Annotated in this window: 16 protein-coding genes; 8 read left to right on the forward strand and 8 right to left on the reverse strand. The window is 64.7% G+C overall.

What is annotated here, in order from left to right; all coding sequences use genetic code 11:
• The first annotated feature begins 30 nt into the window (after positions 1-30).
• Together IE071_RS09575 and IE071_RS09580 are read left to right on the forward strand one after the other, a co-directional pair.
• Positions 31-513, forward strand: a complete 483-nt coding sequence (locus IE071_RS09575) for a hypothetical protein (RefSeq protein WP_189440989.1) — start codon at positions 31-33, stop codon at positions 511-513.
• Positions 514-551: 38 nt separating this feature from the next.
• Entirely contained in the window at positions 552-2,327 is a 1,776-nt protein-coding gene (locus tag IE071_RS09580) for an acyl-CoA dehydrogenase C-terminal domain-containing protein (protein ID WP_189440990.1), read from the forward strand.
• 189 nt (positions 2,328-2,516) lie between these two features.
• Here IE071_RS09580 and IE071_RS09585 read toward each other — a convergent pair whose 3' ends face one another.
• Entirely contained in the window at positions 2,517-2,741 is a 225-nt protein-coding gene (locus IE071_RS09585; RefSeq protein ID WP_189440991.1) for a hypothetical protein, read from the reverse strand.
• Between the two features lie 99 nt (positions 2,742-2,840).
• Here IE071_RS09585 and IE071_RS09590 point away from each other — a divergent pair, with 99 nt between their 5' ends.
• Entirely contained in the window at positions 2,841-4,805 is a 1,965-nt protein-coding gene (locus IE071_RS09590; RefSeq protein WP_189441762.1) for a CocE/NonD family hydrolase, read from the forward strand.
• Positions 4,806-4,934: 129 nt separating this feature from the next.
• Here IE071_RS09590 and IE071_RS09595 read toward each other — a convergent pair whose 3' ends face one another.
• Together IE071_RS09595 and IE071_RS09600 are read right to left on the reverse strand one after the other, a co-directional pair.
• Positions 4,935-5,966 (reverse strand): alpha/beta fold hydrolase, encoded by a 1,032-nt coding sequence (locus tag IE071_RS09595; protein WP_189440992.1) that lies wholly within the window; start codon positions 5,964-5,966, stop codon positions 4,935-4,937.
• Between the two features lie 95 nt (positions 5,967-6,061).
• Positions 6,062-7,957 (reverse strand): esterase/lipase family protein, encoded by a 1,896-nt coding sequence (locus IE071_RS09600; RefSeq protein ID WP_425503443.1) that lies wholly within the window; start codon positions 7,955-7,957, stop codon positions 6,062-6,064.
• 140 nt (positions 7,958-8,097) lie between these two features.
• Between IE071_RS09600 and IE071_RS09605 the strand changes: the two genes are divergently transcribed.
• A complete protein-coding gene (locus IE071_RS09605) occupies positions 8,098-9,099 on the forward strand; it encodes an Lnb N-terminal periplasmic domain-containing protein (protein WP_229792846.1) in 1,002 nt (333 codons plus the stop codon).
• A 66-nt stretch (positions 9,100-9,165) separates the two neighbouring features.
• Here the strand turns inward: IE071_RS09605 and IE071_RS09610 are convergent, their stop codons facing one another.
• Positions 9,166-10,608, reverse strand: a complete 1,443-nt coding sequence (locus IE071_RS09610; RefSeq protein ID WP_229792847.1) for an RNB domain-containing ribonuclease — start codon at positions 10,606-10,608, stop codon at positions 9,166-9,168.
• Positions 10,609-10,815: 207 nt separating this feature from the next.
• Between IE071_RS09610 and IE071_RS09615 the strand changes: the two genes are divergently transcribed.
• Entirely contained in the window at positions 10,816-11,289 is a 474-nt protein-coding gene (locus IE071_RS09615; RefSeq protein WP_189440995.1) for a GNAT family N-acetyltransferase, read from the forward strand.
• 65 nt (positions 11,290-11,354) lie between these two features.
• Here IE071_RS09615 and IE071_RS09620 read toward each other — a convergent pair whose 3' ends face one another.
• Positions 11,355-12,140, reverse strand: a complete 786-nt coding sequence (locus IE071_RS09620) for a SapC family protein (protein WP_189440996.1) — start codon at positions 12,138-12,140, stop codon at positions 11,355-11,357.
• Positions 12,141-12,378: 238 nt separating this feature from the next.
• Between IE071_RS09620 and IE071_RS09625 the strand changes: the two genes are divergently transcribed.
• Both IE071_RS09625 and dxs read left to right on the forward strand, forming a co-directional pair.
• Positions 12,379-12,978, forward strand: coding sequence for an HNH endonuclease (locus IE071_RS09625; protein WP_189440997.1), 600 nt, complete (start codon positions 12,379-12,381; stop codon positions 12,976-12,978).
• An 82-nt stretch (positions 12,979-13,060) separates the two neighbouring features.
• A complete protein-coding gene (dxs, locus tag IE071_RS09630) occupies positions 13,061-14,953 on the forward strand; it encodes a 1-deoxy-D-xylulose-5-phosphate synthase (protein WP_189440998.1) in 1,893 nt (630 codons plus the stop codon).
• Between the two features lie 60 nt (positions 14,954-15,013).
• Here dxs and prmC read toward each other — a convergent pair whose 3' ends face one another.
• From prmC to IE071_RS09645, 3 genes are all read right to left on the reverse strand, one after another.
• Entirely contained in the window at positions 15,014-15,835 is an 822-nt protein-coding gene (prmC, locus tag IE071_RS09635) for a peptide chain release factor N(5)-glutamine methyltransferase (RefSeq protein ID WP_189440999.1), read from the reverse strand.
• A complete protein-coding gene (locus IE071_RS09640; protein ID WP_189441000.1) occupies positions 15,828-19,970 on the reverse strand; it encodes a hypothetical protein in 4,143 nt (1,380 codons plus the stop codon). Before IE071_RS09640 ends, prmC begins: the two co-directional genes overlap by 8 nt.
• A 311-nt stretch (positions 19,971-20,281) precedes the next feature.
• Positions 20,282-22,960 carry a M1 family metallopeptidase gene (locus IE071_RS09645; RefSeq protein ID WP_189441001.1) on the reverse strand — a complete coding sequence of 893 codons (2,679 nt, stop codon included), beginning with the start codon at positions 22,958-22,960 and terminating at the stop codon, positions 20,282-20,284.
• Positions 22,961-23,295: 335 nt separating this feature from the next.
• Here IE071_RS09645 and IE071_RS09650 point away from each other — a divergent pair, with 335 nt between their 5' ends.
• Complete coding sequence (locus IE071_RS09650) at positions 23,296-24,267, forward strand: LysR substrate-binding domain-containing protein (RefSeq protein WP_189441002.1); 972 nt, start codon at positions 23,296-23,298, stop codon at positions 24,265-24,267.
• Positions 24,268-24,297 lie beyond the last annotated feature (30 nt).

Consider the following 24,297-nt stretch of genomic DNA (forward strand, 5'->3'; position numbering starts at 1 on the left):
AAGATTCAAACAATCGTTTGAGGTGAAGTCATGAAACGACTGCTGCAAGGATTTCTGCTTGCCCTGTTGACCGCCGGATTGATCGCCTGCGGCCCGGCAAAGAAGAGCGTCTACCCGCCCACCGTGAGTATCCAGCAATTGTCGGTGTTGCCCGGCGGCCAGTGGCAGCTGACCGTGCGCATCCAGAACAACAGTTACGCCGAGATGGACTTCAAGTCGCTGGACGGCCAGTTGCAGGTCGCCGACTCGGTGCCGATCCGGCTGCACGCCGTGTTCAAGCTGGACATCCCGGCGCTCACCGGTGACGTGGCCCAGGTCGACGTGCTGCCCACCGCGGCGATGGCGCAGGCACTACAGGGCATCGCCGGCCAGGGCAGCAGCGGTAGGCTGGCTTACCGCGTCAGCGGCAGCGCCAGTGCCAAGCCCGAGCAGGAAGACAAGCCGCGCGACTTCGACTTCAACGGCAACGACTGGCTCTCGCCGGTGCCGGGCATTGCCAACACGTATCGCTGATCTCTTTCCACGAATCACCTTTCATCCCAGGAATCACCATGACCGCTTACAAGGCTCCCCTCGATGACCTGCGCTTCGCCCTGTTTGATGTGCTGGGCGCCGAAAAGACCCTGACCGGTCTGCGCAACGGCGAAGCACACAGCCGCGACCTGCTCGACGCGGTGCTGGAAGAAGCCGGCCGCCTCAGCGAACAGCTGCTGGCGCCGACCAATGGCCCCGCCGACGAGGAAGGCTGCCACTTCGACAAGGCCACCCAGACGGTGACCACGCCGAAGGGTTTCAAAGAAGCGTTCAAGCAGTTCGCCGAAGGCGGCTGGACCGGCTTGACCAACCCCGAGGCCTACGGCGGCCAGGCGCTGCCCAACGTACTCGGCACCGCCACCACCGAGATCTTCCAGTCCGGCAACCTGGCCTGGAGCCTGTATCCGCTGCTGTCCGAAGGCGCCACCCACGCGATGGAGATGCATGGCGAGGAGTGGCAGCGCGAGCGCTTCATGAAGCCGATCGTCGAAGGCCGCTGGACCGGCACGATGTGCCTGACCGAGCCGCAGGCCGGCTCCGACCTCGGGCTGCTGAAGACCCGCGCCGAGCCGGGCGAAGGAAATACCTACAAGATCACCGGCACCAAGATCTTCATCAGCGCCGGCGAGCACGACCTCACCGAGAACATCGTGCACCTGGTGCTGGCGCGCCTGCCCGACGCGCCGGAGGGCAGCCGCGGCATCTCGATGTTCATCGTGCCGAAGTTCAAGGTGAATGAAGACGGCTCGCTGGGCGCGCGCAACACCGTCGCCGCGGGCGCGATCGAACACAAGATGGGCATTCACGCCTGTTCCACCTGCGTGATCAACCTGGACGGCGCCGAGGGTTACCTGATCGGCAAGCCGCACAAGGGCCTGATGGCGATGTTCACCATGATGAATGCGGCGCGCCTGTCGGTTGGCGTGCAGGGCCTGGCGTTGGCCGAGCGCGCGCTGCAGAACAGCCTCAACTACGCGCGCGAACGTTTGCAGTCGCGCGCCCTGTCTGGCCCCGTATTCCCCGACAAGCCGGCCGACAACCTGCTGGTGCAGCCTGACGTGCGCCGCATGCTGCTGACCCAGCGTGCCTTTGTCGAAGGCTCGCGCGCGCTGCTGCTGTACACCGCCATGCAGACCGACATCGAATCGCGCAGCACCGAAGAGGCCGCACGCAAGGCCGCTGGCGAGCTGGTCGCATTCCTGATCCCGATCGCCAAGGGCGTGGTCACCGAACTGGCGCAGGAAAGCACCAAGGAAGCGCTGCAGATCTACGGCGGCCACGGCTACATCGCCGAGAACGGCATGGAGCAGTTCGTCCGCGACGCCCGCATCATCACCTTGTACGAAGGCACCACCGGCATCCAGGCCGCCGACCTGCTAGGCCGCAAGATCCTCCAGCTGCAAGGGGTCGGCTTCAAGCATTTCCTCGAGGAGATCAGCGCGTTCTGCCAACAGCACAGCGCCGACGAAGACCTGCGTCCGTACATCGCCCCGCTTGCCATCGCCACCAGGAGCTGGAGCGATCTCACCCTGAAACTCGCCGCGCGCGTGCAGGCCAATCCGGAAGAGCTCGGCGCCGCGGCGGTCGACTACCTGTACTACTCCGGCTATGTCGCACTGGCCTATATGTGGGCACGCAGCCTAGTGGCCACCGCGACCGGCGCACAGTCGGCCGCGTTCAAGCAGGCCAAGCACGACACCGCGAAGTTCTATTTCGCGCGCATCCTGCCGCGCACCCTGACCCATCAGGCGGCGATCGAAGCAGGCGTGGGTACGCTGCCGGCGATCGTCTGAGCCGTCTTCGCGTCACCACGATAAACAAAAGGCCCGGCATGTCCGGGCCTTTTGCTTCGCCACACTGGCCGGTTCTAGGCAACCAGCATGGAAAACCGAATTCCCCACCGTCCATTGAGGTCACGGTGAGGTGTCGAACTTGGTCACCTATGGCTCAGCCGTGACACCATCCCGACTGTAAGCGGCGTGTCACAGGGTGTAACTGTCCTGATACGCAGCGTCGGTCATCCGCAGATACTGCTGGATCAGTGCCTCATGCGCGTCCGCGGCCTGCAGCAGGTCCCGCGCCAGCATCTCTTGCGCGGCAGCGACACTCAACGGAGGCGGCGCCTTGGCTATCCGCAAATCCGGTGCAGCAACCCTGACCGGTTCGGACTCAAGCAGATGGGAGATGTCGTAGGCTTGTTCGCTCATGCCTGCGTCAATGCAACAGGCTTGCCAACTTTGATCGATGGCTCATCGGAATCGACATTGGGGGTACGCTAGGCCGTCTTGTCCGTCCGGGGAATCATGATGCATTCGAGTCGACTCGCTGCCGGGCTGTGGCCCGCGCTGTTCGCCCTGCTGTTCACGCTGAGCGGTGCGCTGCAAGCCGCCGACACGCCACAGGCGAAGTACCCGAACTATCCCAGCGAGACCCCGGCCAAGTTCGTGCCCGCCACCGCCGACCACGACTACGTCTCGCGCGACGTGATGATCCCGATGCGCGATGGCGTGAAGCTGCACACCATCATCCTGATCCCGAAAGGCGCGCAGCACGCCGGCATCCTGCTCACCCGCACGCCGTACGACGCCAAGGCACTGACCACGCACACGATGAGCGGCCACCTCGGCCCGATGCTGCAGGGCTACGACAACGCCACCGACGTCATCGTCGAGGACGGCTACATCCGCGTGGTGCAGGACGTGCGCGGCAAGTACGGTTCCGAAGGCGACTACGTGATGAACCGGCCAGTGCATGGACCGCTGAACCCGACACCGGTGGACGACGCGACCGACACCTGGGACACCATCGACTGGCTGGTGAAGAACATCCCCGAGTCGAACGGCAAGGTCGGCACGCTGGGCATTTCCTACGACGGCTTCGAGCCGCTGATGGCGCTGATCAACCCGCATCCCGCGCTGAAGGTGTCGGTGCCGATGAACCCGATGGTCGACGGCTGGATGGGCGACGACTGGTTCCACAACGGCGCATTCCGCCAGCAGAACCTGAGCTACATCTACGAACAGACCGCCAGCCGCGACAACGGCATCAAGTGGTGGACGAACTACCACGACGAGTACGACCTGTTCATGCACTACGGTTCCGCCGGCGCACTGGCCCACGCCTACGGCATGGAACAGCTCGGCTTCTGGAACAAGATGCTGGCGCATCCCGCCTACGACAGTTTCTGGAGCGAGCAGGCGGTGGACAAGCTGCTCGCCGCGCAACCGCTGAAAGTGCCGGTGATGCTGGTGCACAGTCTGTGGGATCAGGAAGACAGCTACGGCGCACTCGCCGTGTATCGCGCGATCAAGCCGAAGGACTCCAGCGGCAGCATGGTCAAGCTGGTGATGGGCCCGTGGCATCACGGCCAGGAGATCGACGAAGGTAGCTCGCTCGGCGCGATCCATTTCGGCAGCGACACCGCCCAGTATTTCCGCGAACACATCCTGCGTCCGTACCTCGCGCAATACCTCAAGGATGGCGCACCCAAGGCCGACCTCGCTGCGGTCAGCGCCTTCCAGACCGGCACCAATCAGTGGCAGCGGCTGGATCGCTGGCCGCTGGCCTGTGCCGACGGCTGCCCGACCAAGAGCCGCGCGCTGTACCTGGAAGCCGACAACAAGCTCGGCTTCAGCGCGCCTGCTGCCGGTGCCGACTACGACGAATACGTGTCCGATCCCGCGCATCCAGTGCCGTTCCGCGCACGCCCGATCCAGCCGGTCGGTTACGACCCCGGGCAAACCTGGTCGCAGTGGCTGGTAGACGACCAGCGCGAAGCCTCCGGCCGCACCGACGTGCTGAGCTATGTCTCCGACGTACTCACCACGCCACTGAAAATCAGCGGTGCACCCGAAGTGAACTTGATCGCCTCGACCAGCGGCAGCGACAGCGACTGGGTGGTCAAGCTGATCGACGTCTATCCCGATCAGGTCGCCGAGCAACCGGAGATGGGCGGCTACCAGCTCGCCGTGGCGATGGACATCTTCCGCGGCCGCTACCGCGAAGGCTTCGCCGAAGGCAAACCGATCGCCGCGAATCAGCCGCTGCCCTACCGCTTCGATCTCCCCGCGGCCAACCACGTCTTCCTGCCTGGCCACCGCATCATGGTGCAGGTGCAATCGAGCTGGTTCCCGCTCTACGACCGCAACCCGCAGACCTTCGTGCCGAACATCTTCCTGGCCAAGCCGACGGATTACGTGAAGGCCACGCAGCGCGTGTATCACGCACCGGCGCAGGCGAGTTTTATTGCGTTGCCGGTCGTAGGAGGCTAGTCGTCCTGCTCCTCCCCCTGCCCTGCAGGGGGAGGTCGGGCGGGGGTTCGCTTTTGAGCTGAAAGATCGAATCAAGAGCACCCCTCCCCAACCCTCCCCTGCCTTGCAGGGGAGGGAGCACGGCGAAGATCAGTTCGCGCCTTGCTCCTTCGCGATCGCCACAGCTTGATTCACCGCGTCGATGACGATTTCCGGGCGGTCGTACTGCACGTAATGGCCACTTCTCGGCACGATCATGTTCACTCCATGCGTCGACATCGCGGCAATCTGCGTGTGCATGTCCTCCCACAGCAAGGTGTGCTGATCCTGCACTTCCTGGGTCCAGTTCTTGTTCCTTGGATATGGTGAATGCGTAAGCACGACGATTGGCATATCGCCGAAGTCCTTGCGGGTTGCGCGTGTTTGATCTGCGCTTGCGTAGAACATGTTTTGCCGCTCCGACGCAAAAGCCGATTGCCATTTGAGTGACGCCCCATATCCCAGCATCGCCTCGTTGATGGCCTTGCTGTAACGCGGGTCGTCGTCGCCGACACACTTCGCGTAGGCCGGCGTGCCTTTTTTGATGAACCCGCTCTTTGCCGCATCAACGCAACTGGTGTCTTTCAGGCCAGCGTCCCACTTTTCTTTCTGGCCCGGAGCTTCGATGGCCCATGATCGGGTCGACTGGTCCTCATGCGAACCCTCGACCACGACCATGCCGACCACTTCGCTGCGATAGCGATCCGCAAACACCCGCACGGTCATTCCTGCCGCCGAGTGTCCCACCAGAATGTAAGGCGGTTTGATGCGGGCGGCCTGTAGCAAGGCATGCAGGTCTTCCGCCATGTTGCTGACCGTACCGGGGCGCGTGGCCGCGTCACTGAAGCCAAGACCCGCCCGGTCATACGAACAGGTCCTGGTCCGCTTCGCGAGCGCCGGCTGTACCAGTGCCCACGAAATCGTGGAGTCGCCCATTCCCGAATCGAAGATCACGGTAGGCGAACCGGAACCCCGGCAGTAAAGGTTCATGCGGCGCCCGTGATCCATGTCCACCAGTTGCTGCGGCTTCGTGTAGATCGGATCAGTGACGATGGGTGGCTTGGGTGTTTCCTGACCCAAACACAAAGTCGACAACGCCACACCCGCAAGCAGAGACGCCGCAATGGCGACAGACATACGCATGAATTTCCCCTTCCTGAGACATCCGATGAATGAGGGCATTACACACAGGGTGTGCACGTTCCACAACTGAGGTGCGAATGCCTGTCGCCGTGTGGTTACGGCTTCGCCGTCCGCACTGCCGCCGCATGCAGCGCGAGAATCCTGCGCAGCTCAAGGATCGCCGCCGGGGTGTCCTGCACGCTGTGCCAGGACGGGATGGCGAGTTCGGAATCGGCTCCGGCGAGGTGCGCGCTCTGGTACGGCACCACGCCGTCGCTGCTGGTGGCGAGCGGGCCGGTCGATTTGTAGACGCCGACGATGGTGTGATAACGCACGCGCGGCGAGATCGGCAGGTTGGCGGCGGCAACGATGAAGGGGTCGGTGTCGCTTAGGTTGTCGATGCTGTTGGGCACGCGGATCGGCGTGATCTTGGAGCCGTCGCTCTTGAGCAGGTCCGAAAGGCTGGCCACTTCCTTGAGCACGTTGACCGGCAGGCGGATCAGGTTGCCGATCCAGCGCGCAATGCGATGCTGCGCGTACGGGGTGCCGCGATGCGGCGAGGCGAGGAACACGGCACGAGTGACCTGCGGCATCGGCGTGAACTGCAGGTAGGGCGCGAGACGCTTGCGCACCCGCGCGCGTTTCTCCGGCGACAGGTTGGCGCGCACGGGCACGACATCCCACAGCTTGTCGCCGCTGGACGACACCAGCAGCCGCGCGATGACGCCGCCCATGCTGTGGCCGACCAGTACCATGTTCTGCGAGGCACGCGCACGACCGGAGGGATCGAAGTGCTGCAGCGTCGCGTCGAGCGCCTTGCGGATCTGCGCGAGATTCACCGCGACGGGCGCATTGGTCGGGTAGTAAACCTCCCACACCTGGTAGTTGCGGCGCAGGTTCTCATCGCCCATGACTTCGTTTGCCACGTTGATCCACGCCTCCGGACTGCTGGCCAGACCGTGCAGCATGACCACGGTGAGGCGATCGGGATCGTACGGCTGCATCAGCAGCACACGCGGCGTGGTGATGCCGCCTTCGCGACCCAGCAGGGAGCGGATCGACTGGCTGGCAAAACCCGAGCGCGCCAGCCACACGCCATAGGCAGCGGTGAAGTTGGCGCCAAGTGGCACCACCCTGCCGCCGATGGTGATGCTGCGGTCGCGGTACGGATCGCGCGCCAGCAGCTGCACCTGGCTCGTGGCCAGTACGTTAGCCAGCGTGTTGCCGTCGAACACCAGCGCGCCGGTCATCGACACGTAGTCGGGGTTGCGCCATGGCACTTCCGCGGCGGCCGGTTCCGGTGGCGAGACGGCGACGAAATCCGAGCCGAAGCCGTCGCGCTGATAGACGTTGCGCAGGCCGTTGAAGCGCAGGTCCGCGGCGGGAAGGAGTTCCGTCGGCACGCGTGCATCGCCGGCCAGGCGTACATCGGTCTGCGGTCGCAGCACCGTCCAACCGGCCAGCGAAGTCTGCGTCCATTGCGTGCCCAATTGCGGCAACTCGTGAAAGAAGCGCGCCACCGCGCGTTGCACGGCGAAGTTGTAGAAGCCGATTACCTGCACCTGGCGCAACTCGAAGGACCGTTCGGATGGCTGCCGTGCGGTGTAGAACAGATAAGCGTAGGCGTAGCGCGCGGACTGCAGGTAGGCATCGAGCGTCGCGTCGTCCATTGGTGTGCCGGCCTTGGCGCGGTCGGTCTTCATTGCCCGGCCCATCCACAGTTCGGACAGCGTCGAAAGCCGCAGCTCGTCGGTCAGCCCGGGCGAACGGGTGACGGTAGCCGTGCAATCCGCGAACACTCGCGCGCAGGCATCGGTGGTCAGCGCGACGACGTTGAGCGCCTGCACGGTGCCGTCGCTGAGGTGGCCACTGCCGAGCACATCGGCGCGCCGTTCGGCGACATAGTCATGCGGCTTGATTCGGCTGACGCCGACCATGGCGCACGCGCTGAGCGAAAGCAGCATGGCAAGGGCACTGCATCGCACGATCCATATCCGCGTTCCGCTACGCATGCTGCTATCCATTCGACGGGTGCAGGGGAATTGTAGCGATCGGATCGCCGGCCATGGGTTGCCCATGCGCCGGACCATGCATTGTCTTCTCGCAGTCAAAGCCGCACGCTTGCGATGACGGTCAATGCGACGGGAACGAGATGGCGAAGAAACTCCGGATGGTGGGCCGGTCTGTGCTGTTCGTGGCGATCGCGCTGGTCACGCTGCTGTCGGGCGTGTGGGGCGCGCTGGCGCTCTGGTACAAGCTGCCTGGCGGCGTGGCGTGGCGAACGCTGGGCGGCACGATCTGGGCACTCGTGGTGATCGCGCTGGCCGTGTTCGCGATCAGCCGGCGCAGCTGGCTGCCGCTGGGTGTCTACGCGCTGATGTACACGCTGCTGCTGCTCTGGTGGGCGAGCATCGCGCCGTCGAATCACCGGATATGGTCGGACGATGTCGCGCGCATGCTTACCGGCACGGTGCAGGGCAGCGTGGTCACGCTCGACAACGTGCGCAACTTCAACTGGCGCAGCGACACTGACTACGATGCGCGCTGGGAAACCCGCCATTACGACCTGGATCGGCTGGCTTCGGCCGACGCGGTGCTGTCCTATTGGGGCAGCAAGGCGATCGCACACGCCATGATCTCGTTCGGCTTCGACGACGGCAGCCATGTGGTGTTCTCGGTGGAGATCCGCAAGAAGCGTGGCGAGCAGTACTCGTCGATCGGCGGATTCTTCCGCCAGTTCGAAACGATCCTGGTCGCCGCGGACGAGCGCGACATCATCCGTGTGCGCACCAATGTGCGCGGCGAGGACGATTACCTCTACCCGCTGCGCATGGACAAGCCGATCATGCGCGCACTGTTCCTTTCCTACGTGCAGGCGGCGAATACTCTGTCGACCAAGCCGGCGTTCTACAACACGATCACCTCGAACTGCACGACGATCGTCTACCGCATGGCACGACAGATCGATCCGGGGCTGCCGTGGGACATGCGTCTGCTGCTGACCGGTTACCTTCCCGAATATCTGTACAAGGTCGGCGCGCTGGATCGCAGCGTCCCGGTCGAGCAGTTGCGTCAGCGCGGGCGCATCACCGATCGGGCGAAAAACGCGGCACCGGACGAGGATTTCTCGAAGGCGATTCGCACGGGCTCGTAGTGAGCCCCGACGACCCCTCAGCGGCGTCATTCCCGCGAAGGCGGGAATGACGGCAAAAAACAGATATCAGCCGGCCAACTCGAAGCGCGTGCTGCGCTTGACCGGATCGGCCTCGACCAGCTTGACCCTGACGTCGGCACCCAGCGGTAGGCTGGATGTGCTCGATACGCTGGCCTCGATCGCCGGATCGCGCACGATGACCACACCCTTGGTCGGCGCGTTGGCGGCGACTTCGACGATCGCGCCAGCGAAAGTTTCGCCCACGCGCGGCGCCAGCACCGCGGCTTCGGCCAGATCGAGCACGGCTTTCTGGTACTGACTGGCCCGGTGGCCGGAAGCCTGCATCGTGACGGGCAGGCCAGGCAACGCGGCGAGCACCCAGGCAGGCACCGGCTGTTTCGCGCACAGCGCCACGCAGACTTCGCCGGTATAGCGGTCGACCAGTCGGCGCAACGGTGCGGTGGCATGGGTGTATTCCGCAGCCACTGCCCACTGCATCGGCTGTGCGGGCAGTTCGCCATTGAATGCCGTATAGCCGGCGCCACGCAGCACCGTGGTGCATGCAGTCAGCATCGCGACATGGGTGTCTTTCGACGGATCGAGCGAGCGGATGAATTCAGGATAGCTCAAGGCGTCCGGCCAGTCGATGGCCAACGCCTTGGCGGTGATGTGCAGGCGTTGCAGCGACTGCGGTTCGGGTTCGGGCAAGGTGCGCAGCAGGCCGACTTTCGCCTGCACCATCAGCTGCGCCGCGGCCATGCCAGTCAGCAGCGAGATCTGCTCGTTCCAGTCCTCGACCGCCAGACGCGCACGAAACGCCAGCGTCCACTGGCCGTCGACCACGTCGATTTCCTGTTCGGGCAGCGGCAGGCTGATGCCGCCGCGCGCCTGCTCGCGCTGCTTGCGCAGCTCGCCGATCTCGCGCAGCACGGCCCACATCGGATCGGCGCTGCCGGCGTCGATCTGCTGCTGCACGCCGGCATAGTTGAGCTTGGCGCGACTGCTGACGCGGGCGCGCCGCACGTCGATGCTGGCGATCTCGCCGGTCTTGTCCAGTTCAATCGTCCACAGCAAGGCAGGACGCAGCTGACCCGGCAGCAGCGAGGTAGCGCCTTCGGACAGTACCTTGGGATGCAGCGGAATCTTGGCGTCCGCGCCATACAGCGTCTCGCCGCGGCGATTCGCTTCGAGGTCGATCGGATCGCCAGCGGTGACGAACGCGGCGACGTCGGCAATCGCGTAATACACCCTGTGACCGTTATCGGTACGCTCGACGTACATCGCCTGATCCAGGTCCATCGAGTCCGGCGGATCGATCGTGATCAGCGCGATGTCGGTGCGATCCAGCTCCGGCAGCCGTGGATGGGCGGCGGCCTGCGCGGCCGCAGCCTCGACTTCCGGCGGAAACGCCAGTGGCAGTTTCAGCTGACTCTGGATATCGTGCATGCCCTGCACGAGCACGTTGTCGTCGCTGGGCTGGATGTGGATGCGGCGGGTGGTGGTCGGCACGGGCGATCTTCCTTGCGTGGTGGCTTGCGGTAATCCGGAGCACATGCAACACGCCCTGGCGAATGGCGCATTCCTCAAAATATACACGCCTCGGCGCCACGGCCAGCATGGTATGCATACGCCGCGGCCTGCCGGACGGTACTTCCGTCACCGTCGCGCAAGGTGTAGAAACGGCAAGGTTATCCCCGCCCCATCATCGATCCCCTCATGACTGACACATCCCTGCTGATACGTCTGGCCGAAGACGACGACGATTTCGTCCTCTCGCTGGTACCGCGCTTCGTGGATTTCACCCTGCCACCGTGGCGGCGCCGGCACGAATGCATCGAAGGCATCCGCAACGACTTGTTGCGACATCTGGAAGACCAGCCGGCGAACAGCTACCTGTTCGTGGCCGAAGACGCCGAGGGCACGCGGGTTGGCTTCATCCACCTGCAGCGCACCGCGGATTTCTTCACCGGACGCAGCAATTGCCACATCTCCGATCTGGCGGTGGCACCGAAACACGAGGGCAACGGTGTCGGCCAGGCACTGCTGGCGCATGCCGAGGAGTGGGCGCGCGAACATCATTGCCAGCTGGTGACGCTGGCGGTGTTTCCCGGCAACGAACGCGCGCGGGCTCTGTACGAAGCGACCGGCTATGCGCCGGACCTGCTCAGGCTGGCCAAATCGGTGCACTGAGGCCCTAAACGGAAGAAGCCGCCCGAGGGCGGCTTCTTCGTGATCGTGTCGCGATCGACGCGCGATCAGTTCTTGCTGGCGCTGCCGACTGCTTCAGCCTGCTCACGCACGTCCAGGCGCTGGGCCAGACGGTCGATGTTGGCCAGCGACAGCAGGTGCGCGTAGATCCAGCCGAGCACACCTTCACGCAGGAGCTCGTGGGTGACCTTCTCGTCCAACGCGCGCAGCTTCTCTTCACTGACCACGAACAGGCCACTGAGATTGATCGACTTGCCTTCCTGGCCGTCCATGCCGTTCTTCTGCAGCTGAACGTTGCGCGGCTCCAGCAGGTCATGCTTGAGCAGCTGCTCCATGAACCACTTGGTGCGCCCGATGTTCTGCTGGAATTCGCCGAGGAAGCCCACAGCCTTGGTCAGCATCTCGCTGTCGGTGCCGTCTTCCTTGAACAGACGCTCGCCTTCGCTGGCGTTGAAGCCCTCGTAGCGCTCGTCGAGGAACACGGTGAAGTCATCGCCGCCTTCCTGCCCAGCCGGCTTCTCGGCCAGCACGAACGGATAGCGGCGCACGAAAGCCGGGATATAGGTGTCCGACGCCCAATGACCGTCGGCATCGACATACAGGTTTTCGTTCTGGCGTAGGCCAAGCATGGCCATCGGACCGGCTTCGGCCATCGACGTGCCGCCAAACACGATCAGCAGATCGCGCGCGGCAATGCCGAACTCCACACCGGTCAGCGGCACCGAATGCGCGTTCATCGCGAACTTCACGTTCGGCACGCCCTTCAGGCGCAGATCCTTGTGTTCGGTGCGGTTGAGCGGCACCGGATGCTCGTAGAAAAGAACTTCAGCCACGTTACTTACCTCTGCCCCCGCCGTGCCGGGTCACCACCGAAGCGCCCCTACCAAACCCGGCGTCAGGTCTGTGTTGACTGGCAATCATATCAGCGCTTCCGCACGGCGGCGACTGCCCTGCCGACGAGCCCTAACCTGAATTGCATGCGGATTGCAATGAAATTGTTCTATGCTGGCTCCAGACAAGCATCCTGCATTGCCGAAACGCTCTCAAAGCCCTGGCTGAAGGACGATTTACATGCTGATGGAAGTGCCAAGTCGGGCCGATATCAATGCGACCCGTGTGTTGTCGCTGGACGCCGCCGGCCGGATCCTGGACTGGATCAGCTGGCAGGAGGCGGTTTGCCTGTATGTCCGCGACGCAGTCGCCTGGACGCTGGGCGATCCTTGCCTGACCGTGCATGGCGGCCACAACCGCCTGCTTGGCGTGCAAAGCACGATGCAGCTGCACCCGATCATTGCCAGCACCGGCCATTGCCGGGAGCATGCGATCGATCCGGCCCCGGCGCTCACCAACACCGCATTGTTCGCCCGCGATCGCCATATCTGCCTTTACTGCGGTGAGCACTTCACCCGCGGCGAGCTGACCCGCGACCATGTGCTGCCGATTTCCAAGCATGGCAAGGACGACTGGGAGAACGTGGTCAGCGCCTGCCTCGCCTGCAATCTGAGAAAGAGCAACCGCACCCCGCAACAGGCCAACATGCCGTTGCTGGCCGTGCCGTACCGGCCGAGCTGGGTCGAGCACCTGATCCTGTCCAACCGCAATATCCTGGCCGACCAGATGGAATTTCTGGTCAGCCGGTTGCCGCGTGATCGGCGCCCCATCGCCGCCTGAAAGCGGGTTTCCGCGCCAAAGCGCCCCGCTTCCGCCCAGCGTTGCCCTTGCCCCGCCCCGCCGCTGGGCCAACAATACGCGGATGAACGACCTTTCCCACTACCCCCATCTGGCTCCGATCGAGACGCCGGCCGACTTGCGCCGCGTCCCCGACGACGAGCTGCCCGCCGTTGCCGACGAGCTGCGCCAGTATTTGATCGAAGCCGTGGCCAGTTCCGGCGGCCACTTCGGCGCGGGCCTGGGTGTGGTCGAGTTGACTGTGGCGCTGCACCACGTATTCGACACGCCACACGACCGGCTGGTGTGGGACGTCGGCCATCAGTGCTACCCGCACAAGATCCTCACCGGCCGCCGCGACCGGATCACGTCGATCAAGAAGAAGGACGGCCTGGCACCGTTCCCGCGTCGCGAGGAAAGCGAGTACGACACCTTCGGCGTCGGCCACTCGTCCACCTCGATCTCGGCTGCGCTGGGCATGGCCATCGCGGCGCAGCGCAAAGGCGATCAGCGCAAGGTCGTGGCGGTGATCGGCGACGGCGCGATGACTGCCGGCATGGCGTTCGAGGCGCTCAATCACGGCGGCGACGTCGAACCGAACATGCTGGTGGTATTCAACGACAACGGCATGTCGATCAGCGAGAACGTCGGCGCGCTGACCAAGATGATGGCCCGCGCCATGGCCAGCCGCCGGCTCAACGAATGGCGCGAGCGGGCCAAGCGCGCGATTCCGAAGCAGTCGTTCTTCGGCCGCTTCTTCAAGCGCTGGGAGGAACACGCCAAGGGCATGTTCGTGCCCAGCACGCTGTTCGAGGAACTGGGCTTCCACTACACCGGCCCGATCGACGGTCACAACATCCCGCAGCTGCTGCAGGCGCTGCGCACGGTGAAGAACCTGCCCGGCCCGCAGTTGCTGCATGTGATCACCACCAAGGGCAAGGGCTACGCGCCGGCCGAACAGGCGCAGATCGAATACCACGCGGTCGGCCCGTTCGATCCGCAGGCCGGCCTGGTGAAGAAGAACGCGCCGGCCAAACCCACCTATACCGATATCTTCGGCGACTGGCTGTGCGACCAGGCCGCTGCCGACGAACGCCTGCTGGCGATCACGCCGGCGATGCGCGAAGGCTCGGGTCTGGTGCGTTTTTCGAAGGAATATCCGCAACGCTATTTCGACGTGGCGATCGCCGAGCAGCACGCGGTGACGCTGGCCGCCGGCATGGCCTGCGAAGGCGCGAAACCTGTGGTGGCGATCTACTCGACCTTCCTGCAGCGCGCTTACGACCAGGCGATCCACGACGTGGCGTTGCAGAATCTCGATGTGACCTTCGCGATCGATCGCGCCGGCGTGGTCGGCCCGGATGGCGCCACCCATTCGGGCAGTTTCGATCTCAGTTTCCTGCGCTGCCTGCCGAACATGCTGATCATGGCGCCGGCCGACGAAAACGAATGCCGCATGATGCTGAGCACCGGCTTCCAGTACCACGGTCCGGCCGCAGTGCGTTATCCACGCGGTAGCGGCCCCGGCGCCGCAATTCATCAGGCACTCGACACCTTGCCGATCGGCAAGGCCGAGCTGCGCCGGCGCGGCCGCGGCCTCGCCCTGCTCAGCTTCGGCACGATGCTGGCGCCAGCTGCCACAGTCGCCGCCGAACTCGACGCGACCCTGGTCAACATGCGCTTCGTCAAGCCGCTGGATGAGGCGCTGATCGTGGAGCTGGCAAAAACCCACGACGCCTTCGTCACGCTGGAAGACAATGCGATCGCTGGCGGCGCTGGTTCCGCCGTGGCCGAGTGCCTGGCTGCGCATGGCATCGTCAAACCGATCCTGCATCTCGGCCTTCCAGACGTCTATCTGGAACACGGCAGCCGCGAGGAAGTGCTGACGATGGCCGGCCTCGACCTGCCCGGCATCCGCAATGCGATCCTTGCGCGCTTTCCGCAACCGAGTGCCACCAGCATGGCCAGCGCAGGCTGAAGCCGATCGTGGTTCTGCACATGAACGCCCCGCCTCGTGCGGGGCGTTTGGTTTGTGCGATCAGCGACGACCGCCACTGATGCGATCGCGCTGCTCCATGTCCACGGCCGTAAATACCTCGGCATAACCCGCCTCATGCAATAACGCACGAACCGCGTCGCCCTGGTTCCAGCCATGCTCGAACAGCAGCCAGCCACCGGAATGCAGGTGGCTGGCCGCATCGCGCACGATGCGACGGATATCGTCGAGACCATCCGTGCCTGAAGCCAGTGCGCTGGCCGGCTCGAAGCGCAGATCGCCTTGTCCTAGGTGCGGATCGGCGGACTCGATGTACGGCGGATTGGAGACGATCAGCTCGAAGCGCTGACCGGCGAGCGGCGCCAGCCAGTCGCCGCGCACGAAAGTGACGTTGCTGATGGCGTGACGCTGCGCATTGCGCTGAGCGACGGCGAGCGCATCGGCGCTGGCGTCAGTGGCCACCACCTGCGCATGCGGACGCTCGCGTGCAATCGCCAGCGCGATCGCACCGCTGCCGGTGCCGAGATCGGCCACGCCGCACGCAGCATCATCCGACAAACGCTGCAGCGCCAGCTCGACCAGCAGCTCGGTTTCCGGGCGCGGAATCAGCGTAGCCGGGGTCACTTCCAGATCCAGCGACCAGAAGCCGCGCTGGCCAGTAATATAAGCCACCGGCTCGCCGGCCGCACGCCTCCCGATCAGGCTCGCATAAGACGTCTGGACGTCTATATCCAGCACATCGTCGGCATGCGTGAACAGCCAGCTGCGCGATTTCTGCACGACATGCAGCAGCAGCAGCTCGGCATCGAGACGCTCACCGAGCTGCTGCGTGGCTGCGGCCAGCATGTGGCGGACATCAGGCATGCTGCGGCGGCTCCGGCGTGGATGGCGGCAGCTGCGGCGGCGTCGCGTCGGGCTTCGGTTCGCGCTTGCGCCAGTAGCCACCATGCGTCCATGCCTCGAATGCCCAGCGCAGCCAGCCGATCAGCGCGTTGGCCAGCCACAGCGCCCACGCCAACATGGCCAGCTTGTAGACCCACAGCGAGACGCTGAACACGCCGCCGCTCGGCAGGGCACTCGTGCTCTGATCGGCAAACCAATGCAGGTTCCACGCGCTGGAATCGTTGCCGGCCACATGCATGTCAGGCAGACCGAGCAAACCGGTCGGCACCGCACTGATCAACACGATCAGCGACAGCAGCGTGAGTGCAGCAAGACCGAATTGCAGCAGGTTGAATTTCGTCGCGGTCAGTCGTTCCGCTGGCGCCCCGCGCGCGCGCAGGCCGAGCAGGATCAGCCACAGCACCACCAGTGCATAGGCACTCCAGGCAAACGCGGAGAAGCCCAGTCCGAGCAGCAGCCAGTGATGGAAACGCAGTGGTGTCGGCGCATACCGCGCCAGCAACCATGCCGCCAGCAGCAGCACGATCAGCTGCGACCAGTACAGCACCGCCGGCCCCACCGTCGGTCCCCACGTCCACAGCACCCAGCGATCCTGCGGCAACTGCAGCGCGAGATTGATGTTCGCCACCGGTGCATGCAGGGCGAACGCCGGCGTGCGCATGCGCGTGGCAACACCATGCGGCTCGCGCAGACGCAACGTGTAATCGTGCGCGCCCGGCAATAGCGGCAGGCTGAGCTTGCCGTCACGTACGGCGAGATTGATCGGCTGGTTGTCGCGCTGTGCCTCCAGCAATTCGGCACCTGCCGGCAGATCGATCGCATGCTCGCCACCACGCGTGCTGCGCGCATGCAGGCTCAGCGTGGTCTCGCTGGCACGCTCACCGACCGTGCTGGTCAGCTGCACGCCATCGACGGCCAGACTGTCACCCGCCACCGCCACCGGCTGATTGAAGGCGAGCTGCAGGCTCTCACCCGGCAGTGGCTGGTACAGCAGGCCGTCGTCGCTGGTGCTGGTCGGCACGCCCTTGGCATCGACGTGCCACATCGGTGCGGCATGAATTTCCCAGACCTCGGCACGTTCGCCGAGAGCGGGCGCCTTCAGCTCAAGCTGTGCGGCATGATCGAGACGACTGGTCCAGCTCACGCTGTCGCTGTTCGCATTGAAGGTGATGCTGATGTGGCCGTCCTTGACCAGCGCATCGTCACCCAGCGGATGCTCGCCGGGCAGCAGCGGCAGCGTCGTGCTGAAGCCACCCTGCTGTGGTGCGATGCGTTCGGCCACGTTCTGTACCGTCCAGTCGAGACCCAGCACCAGACTGCGGGTCAACCGCACATACGGCGGAAAACTCTGTGCGGCCGGCAGGTTCTTGCCGTCGCTGGCGGTACGCACACGGTGCAAGGCGATGCTGTCGCCCAGCGCGCGGCCATCATCGACACCATCCAGCGACCAGCCTTGACCGTTGAACGCAACGTGTTGCGGGCGCTGCACAAAACGCAGACTGACGCTGTCGGCCGCACCGATGCGGTAGTGCAGACTGACCCGATGCACGCCACGATCCAGCCGCAGCAGCAATTGACCGGCATTGCGCGTCAGCGGCGCATCGGCATGACCGTCCACGGCGACATCAAGCAACTGCAAGGCGTCATCACCCTGTGGCAATGGCAACGCGACCGGCGTGCCGATATGCGCTTCCAGTTCGACATCGAGTATGTCGCCATTGGTCTGCAACTGCGCCTGTGCCAGATCGGCACAGGTCGGTGCGCATTTCGGTGCCTCGGTCAGCCGGTTGCGCAGCTGATCAAGCAGTTGCTGGCTGGGCAGGGTTTGCGCATGCACTCCATGCGGCAGCAGGGCGAGAGCCAGCAACGCGGTACCCACCATGTTGCGGCCGCGCCAGTCGGACCAGCGTGTACGCAGCGGCAACAGCAGCGTCGATACCAGCCTGGCCAGCAGCACAGCCAGCAAGGCAACCATCGCCACGCGAAGCAGCCGTACCAGCCATGCCGGCGCGATCACCAGCCGGGTGCTCTGATCCACTGTCACCGGCCCGGACCAGCCGAGTCGATAGTTGTTGCCCTGATCCCAGTGCGGCATGCCGGCGCCAGCTTGGATGATGCTGCGATTGTCCTGCTGCGGGATCTTGGGAGCCGTCATGACGTTGCCCGATACGGTTATCCCTGACAGATTTTCCGACGAGGACGCAGCGTTATCGACTGCGTTGGCGCTCATTTCCGCGACCGCAGGCAGGCCGGGCGGCGGTGGAGGCAGGGCGGCAGGTGGAGCTGGTGGCGCCATCTGCTTCATCTTCGCATTCGTGTCGATCTCAACTTGCATAGCCGGCTCCGCAAAGTTCGCCGATACGACGCGACTCTGATTGGCTCCTTCCAGCTGTGGATGCAGCGCGTACTGCAGTTGCGTGGCGACGAACGGCAGCGTCCACAACACGGCCAGTGCAAAGACAGTCAACGCGCCAATCCGCGCAAAGGAACGCAAACGCCCTTCCGGCAACGCGCGCAGCAGCAACGCCAACGCCAGCGTGGCGGCCAGTGTCCACAACGGCGCATGGCTTTCGTGCTGCGCCAGCACGAGATAGCCGGCCGCCAGCAGCGCCCACGGCCAGCCGAGCAGACGACCGGCCAGCAGCGCGATCAACGCCACCACGAACAGGTCGAGCAGGCTCCATTGCCCCGCCCACGAATCGGGCGAGCGATCCGCGCCAGCTGCGCCGAGTAGCCGGTAACCCGCGGGCAGGTGCAAGGTGGCCTGGATGCCTTCCAGCGGCAGCTGCCAACCTGCGCTCGGAATCGCGCCGCCATAGTTCGCGAGACGCAGACCCGCATTGAGGTCGAGCTGCTGATCGCGCAGCTCGACACCGCTGCGATCATTGGCACCCTTGGTGATCAGCAGCGGCTCGTCGGCCTGCGCGGCACGCTGCAGTTGCCACGGCGCCGCCACGTCCAAGCGCTGGTGGTGACGCAGGTCGCCGGTGAGATGATCGGCCACGCTGAGGCCGGAACCGTTGAAGTCCAGCCACAGCTCGCGCTGCAGATGCAGCTGGTCGCCCTTGCCGCCTTCGTCGCCACGCGTGCCCTGTTCGATCGCCAGACCGGCGTTGTCGCCCAGCGCATACGCCGGCAGATCGCTCCAGTCGGATGGCACGCCGGCCTGCGCTGCATCGGTGGCGTTGCCTTCGACACGCGTGCTGCGCAGGTCGGTATCGTCGGCATAGCTCCAGATTTCCTGTCGCGGCCACGGTGTGGCGGGCAGCTTCAGGGCGAGCTTGCTCAGCGGCGCGACGCTGCGTGCGCTGAGCGTGACGGTCCATTGTCCCGGCCGCAGTTGCATGCGCAGCTGGCCGTCATTTTCCAGTCGAGCCGGCAGATCGCCGGACAGTGCAGTCGCCACAAAACCCGCCGGCAATACCGGGCCCAGCAATTGCTCACGCGCGCTGCCGGTGACGTTGAACTGCAACCGTGTCTGCAGCGTGGCCGGCAGGCCATCCTCGAGACGGCGATAGACACGCAGCGACAACGCATCGGCCGCCCGTTGTGCGGCGGCGGCTTCGCCGAGGGTGAGCTGATCGCCGTTGCGTTCGATGCGCGCGACCGCCGCACCGTCGACGCTCAACGTGACCAGCCCGATCATCGCCGGCACGCGCAAGCGCGCGGGACGCGAAGTCCACGGCAACGTCCCGCTCAACCGATAATCGCCCGGCGTCAGCCACAGCATCGGCACACCAGCGCGCTGCAGCACCGTGGCCGTCTGCTTGTTGATGCTGACCTGCTGCGGCCAGTTCCTTGCGTCGCCCGGCAACGCCACCCAGCCCGGCGCATCCACGTGCACATCCAGGCTGAAATGGCCGCCATCCTTGCCGGCGTCGAAGGTCAGGCGACCGGGCCACGCGCATTGATAGCTGCCGTCGCCCGGCATCTGGTTGGCGAGGAACGGACAATCGTGCTGCGGCACGTCGTGCAGTACCCAACCCTGCCAGTCGCGCAACGGCGGCGGTACATCCTGCGCCGGCAACGGCGTGGCGAACAACAGCCACAGACTCAGCAACCCAAGACCGAACAACCCTGGCGATCGACGAAGCATGCATTTCTCCCTGTGTGCCCGTGGGGCCGGCACAGTGTAGGTGGAACACGACGGTATAAAGCAGTACCCGCGCCCGGACGGTGACTCGTGCTGCCGGTGCCGATGATCAATACAACGCAGCAGGCAGAGCAAAGGGGTTATCACGAGGTTGGCGTCGTGACGCCGCTGTCCGGTGATGTTGGGCAGCACCATCGCCAGCGATGCCATGCGCTCGTTGGTTTCGCTTGATCGAGGAGCCGTGCGATACCGCGACGCCAAAGAAAAACGCCGGCAGGTTTGCACCTGCCGGCGTTTCTTTTGCGCCTGGGACTTTAGCGAATGGTCGCCGGATCCTGCTTGGCCTTGAGTGCACTGCACAGCTGGATCGATTCGCTGGTCTGCGCCAGACCGCGATCAATGCCGGCGGCATCCTTCACGCGCGGCTTGAAGAACGCCTGCAGACGATCACCCTCGGCGGTGGTGCAGCTGCCGCCAGCGGCCAGCGACGGCAGACGGCCACCGGAGAAGCTGCCGGTGCGTTCGATGATCTGCTGATAGTGCGCGGTGAACCACGTCCACATCGCATCACGCTGGGTTTCCGTGTCACGACCGGCGCGCAGCAACATCGCCATCTCGCCGACCTTGACCGGCTTGGTCAGCGCGAAGTTGCGCACCTGCTCGGTCAGCGCCGGATCTTCCACGCTGGCCAGGCCACCGAGGATGCCATTGCGCAGGGCCGGGTCGCTGGTCTTCGGCAGTTCGGCGATCAACGCATCGACCGCGCTCTTGCCGTGTTCCTGCACCGCCATGCCCAGCGCATCGCCGAGCAGGTCCGGATCGGCCGCCGCCAGATCCAGGCGACCGTCCGCCTTGGGCTTGAGCGCCGCCTCACCCTGCTTGAGCAGGGCTGCACGCACTTCCGGCAACTTGAAGCCGAAGGCTAGGCTGCCGGCCAGCTCGCTGCGCATCAACGCATCGTCCTCGGACTCGCCCGCCTTGCGCTGGTAGCCGAGCTGCTCAAGACGCGGCAGATAGGCATCCTTCGCCCACGCGGCCAGACGGGCACGCTGGGCGTCAGTGGTGGCTTCGTTGCGATAGATCCAGCCGACCTGACCCAGCGGCGCGGTGGCCACTTCGCGGATCTTCGAGCTAGTCAGTGGCTGCAGCGCGGTCAGCACGTCACCGGCATCCAGGTCACCGTGGCGGAAGCTGGCATCGACCGCGTCGGCGTAGGCCAGCTGTTCGGCATCGCTGAACTTGCCGACCTGCTTGACCAAGGCGGCCACACCGTCCTTGCCGAGGCTGAAGCGGTAATAGCCGCTGGCGTTCGCGTTCGGCATCACCCAGGTCGGGTTGCTGGCGCCGGCCAGCGTCATCGAGCCGGTGGCCTTGTCCAGCATCTCGCAGCTGACCTTGCTGCCGTCGGCGGTGCCGTAGCGCACGCATACCGGCACGCCCCAGATGCGCTGCGCGTCGCCGGTGCTGCCGATCGGCAGGTAGCGATTCTGGCTCAGCTGCAGCACGGTCTTGCCGTCTTTCTGTTCCAGTTTGGTCGCAATGTACGGCACACCAGACTGGTCGAGGAAACTCTTGAACGCGTGCTTGAACGCGTCGCCCTTGTCGGCCGCGGCGGCGATCGCCGAGACCAGATCATCGGCGGTGGCATTGCCGAATTTCTGTTTCTGGATATACGCGCGCATGCCCTTCTGGTAGGTCTTCTCGCCCACGTAGTTCTCGAACATGGCGATGACGCTGGCACCCTTCTGATAGGTGATGCCGTCGAACGCGGTCATGATGTCGCCGTTGCCGGTGATCGGCTGGCGGATGCTGCGCGCGCTGACCAGGCTGTCGTTGCTCATCGCGCCCTGCGCACCGCGTACGCGGTCGAGGTCGGCACGGTATTCCGGGTGCACTTCCATGGTGACCTTCTGCTGCATCCAGGTCGCGAATGCCTCGTTGAGCCAGATGTCGTTCCACCACTCGGTGGTCACCGTGTCGCCGGTCCACTGGTGCGCCAGCTCATGCGCGTTGACGTTGAACGAGCCCTGCACGTTGCGCGCCGGCGAATCCTTGTCGATCAGCAGCAGCCAGTCGCGGAACGTCACCAGGCCGGCGTTCTCCATCGCGCCGGCTTCGAAATCCGGTGCGGCAAGCAGGTCGAGCTTGTCCCACGGATAGCCGAAGCCGTAGTAGTTCTCCAGCGCGTGGATGATACTCGGCGTTTCGCCCAGCACGTGCTGCATGCGATGCCCTTCGCCGGCGGCGGCAATGCCGCGCAGCGGCAGCGGTTTGGCACGGTACGCGTCGGGCGAGATGTCCGGCGCCTTGACCACATCCCACGGGCCGACACCGAACGCGACCAGATAGGTCGGCAGCGGCAGCGTCTGCGCGAAGGTCAGCGTCTTCCAGCCCTTGCCCGCGGCGACTTCCTTCACTTGCTGGGTATTCGCCACGCCGACCTGGTCGCTGGGAATGGTCAGGCTGATGTCGAACGGGGTCTTGAAGCCCGGCTCATCGAAACTCGGAAACGCGAAGCGCGCGCTGATCGGCTCCATCTGCGTCATCGCGTACGGCTTGCCCTTGGCGGTGACCTTGTACAGGCCCTGCAGCTGCGCATTGAGCGGCGCGGTGTACTCGAACTTCAGGGTCAGATCCTGCGGCTTCAGGGTGCTGCCGAAGTCCACTCGCACCACGCCGGCCTTCGGGTCCGCCTCGACGTATTTGCCGGCATGCAGCTTGCCCGCGGCGTCGATGATGTCCACCTTCGATACCTTCAGCGCAGCACCATCCAGCCACACATGATCAGACGCCTGGGTCAGCTTGACCTTGATCGTGGTGGTACCGGAAAAATCCTGCTGCGCCGGATCGACCTTGAACGCGATCTGGTACGACTGCGGTATCGCCCAGCCCGGCAACCGGCCCTGTGGTGTCTGGTCGGCGGTGGCGGCAAACGCCGCGCCGCAACAGGCAGCGAGCGCGGTGAGCATGAAAGGACGGGCAAGACGGTGCATGGAGATTTCCCTGGGTCGATGGAGAATCCCCACGCTAGAACCGCCATGACCATCGACCCAGTGCCAGAAGGCACAGGCGCAAGGCGCCGTATGCGCTTCGATGCCGGCGTAGTCGCTGCTTGCAGTTGTCAGCGCACAAAAAAACCGGCGACGAAGTTGACTTCGCCACCGGCAGGGGAAGCCCGCGCGCCTGCGGGGGAGAGGGAGGGGACTCCAGACGCGCGGGGTGTTGCTACCAAAACGTGCACGCAGGATAGAACCCACGCTTGTATTGCTCCAATTGATTGTTACCATCCCAGCCATAGCGCGAGCCTATTGCCTAGCCAGGACGATCCATGAATCTTCGTGATCTCCAGTATCTGGTCGCCCTTGCCGAGCATCGGCACTTCGGGCGCGCCGCCGAGGCCTGCTTCGTCAGCCAGCCGACCCTGTCCACCCAGATCAAGAAGCTGGAGGACGAACTGGGCGTACCGCTGGTCGAGCGCACGCCGCGCAAGGTGTTGCTGACTGAAGTCGGCCGCGACATCGCCATCCGCGCACGCGACGTGCTCAACCAGATCGAACAGATCCGCGGCGTGGCTCGGCGCACGCTCGATCCGGAATCCGGCACGGTGCGTCTGGGCATCTTTCCCACGCTGGGCCCGTATCTGCTGCCGCACGCGTTGCCGCTGGTGCGTAGCGCGTTTCCAAGACTTGAACTGCTGCTGGTCGAGGAAAAAACCGAGGCGGTGCTGCGCCTGTTGCGCGAGGGCAAGTTGGACGCCGGCATCCTTGCGTTGCCTTTGCATGAGGACAGTCTGCACAGCGAGTTCCTGTTCGAGGAACCATTCCTGCTGGCGGTCTCGGGCGAGCACACACTGGCGCACAAGCAAGGCCTGCTGAAACTGGCCGATCTGACCAACCAGAATCTGTTGCTGCTGGAAGACGGTCATTGCCTGCGCGATCAGGCGCTCGAGGTATGCCACATGGTCGGTGCCGGCGAGCACAGCGGCTTCCGCGCGACCAGCCTGGAGACGCTGCGACAGATGGTGGCGGCAAACGTCGGCATCACCCTGCTGCCGGTGACGGCGGTGAAGCCGCCGGTGGCGCCGGTCGAGGGACTGCACCTGATCGAGTTCAAAGGCCATCCGCCGAGCCGGCGCATCGCCATGGTCTGGCGCAAGAGTTCGGCGATGACCGGGTTCCTCAAGCAGCTGGCCGAAGTCTTCCGGCAACTGCCCGCCGACTTGCTGGATGCCCACACGGCAGCCACTCCCATGCCGGCAAAAATCACAGCGCCAGTGGCGCGCAAGACCGCCCGCCGATAGCTGCAGGCTATGCGCACCATCTAGACAATC

Source organism: Rhodanobacter panaciterrae (assembly GCF_014651895.1).
Taxonomy (GTDB): Bacteria; Pseudomonadota; Gammaproteobacteria; order Xanthomonadales; family Rhodanobacteraceae; genus Rhodanobacter; species Rhodanobacter panaciterrae.

Bases quoted from the DNA above. Each gene is read 5' to 3' on its own strand.
- IE071_RS09625 (WP_189440997.1), top strand. From the start codon at position 12,379: ATGCTGATGGAAGTGCCAAGTCGGGCCGATATCAATGCGACCCGTGTG.
- IE071_RS09640 (WP_189441000.1), bottom strand. From the start codon at position 19,970: ATGCTTCGTCGATCGCCAGGGTTGTTCGGTCTTGGGTTGCTGAGTCTG.
- IE071_RS09595 (WP_189440992.1), bottom strand. From the start codon at position 5,966: ATGCGTATGTCTGTCGCCATTGCGGCGTCTCTGCTTGCGGGTGTGGCG.
- prmC (WP_189440999.1), bottom strand. From the start codon at position 15,835: ATGCCTGATGTCCGCCACATGCTGGCCGCAGCCACGCAGCAGCTCGGT.
- IE071_RS09585 (WP_189440991.1), bottom strand. From the start codon at position 2,741: ATGAGCGAACAAGCCTACGACATCTCCCATCTGCTTGAGTCCGAACCG.
- IE071_RS09590 (WP_189441762.1), top strand. From the start codon at position 2,841: ATGCATTCGAGTCGACTCGCTGCCGGGCTGTGGCCCGCGCTGTTCGCC.
- IE071_RS09575 (WP_189440989.1), top strand. From the start codon at position 31: ATGAAACGACTGCTGCAAGGATTTCTGCTTGCCCTGTTGACCGCCGGA.
- IE071_RS09650 (WP_189441002.1), top strand. From the start codon at position 23,296: ATGAATCTTCGTGATCTCCAGTATCTGGTCGCCCTTGCCGAGCATCGG.
- IE071_RS09645 (WP_189441001.1), bottom strand. From the start codon at position 22,960: ATGCACCGTCTTGCCCGTCCTTTCATGCTCACCGCGCTCGCTGCCTGT.
- IE071_RS09615 (WP_189440995.1), top strand. From the start codon at position 10,816: ATGACTGACACATCCCTGCTGATACGTCTGGCCGAAGACGACGACGAT.
- IE071_RS09600 (WP_425503443.1), bottom strand. From the start codon at position 7,957: ATGCGTAGCGGAACGCGGATATGGATCGTGCGATGCAGTGCCCTTGCC.
- IE071_RS09605 (WP_229792846.1), top strand. From the start codon at position 8,098: ATGGCGAAGAAACTCCGGATGGTGGGCCGGTCTGTGCTGTTCGTGGCG.
- dxs (WP_189440998.1), top strand. From the start codon at position 13,061: ATGAACGACCTTTCCCACTACCCCCATCTGGCTCCGATCGAGACGCCG.
- IE071_RS09580 (WP_189440990.1), top strand. From the start codon at position 552: ATGACCGCTTACAAGGCTCCCCTCGATGACCTGCGCTTCGCCCTGTTT.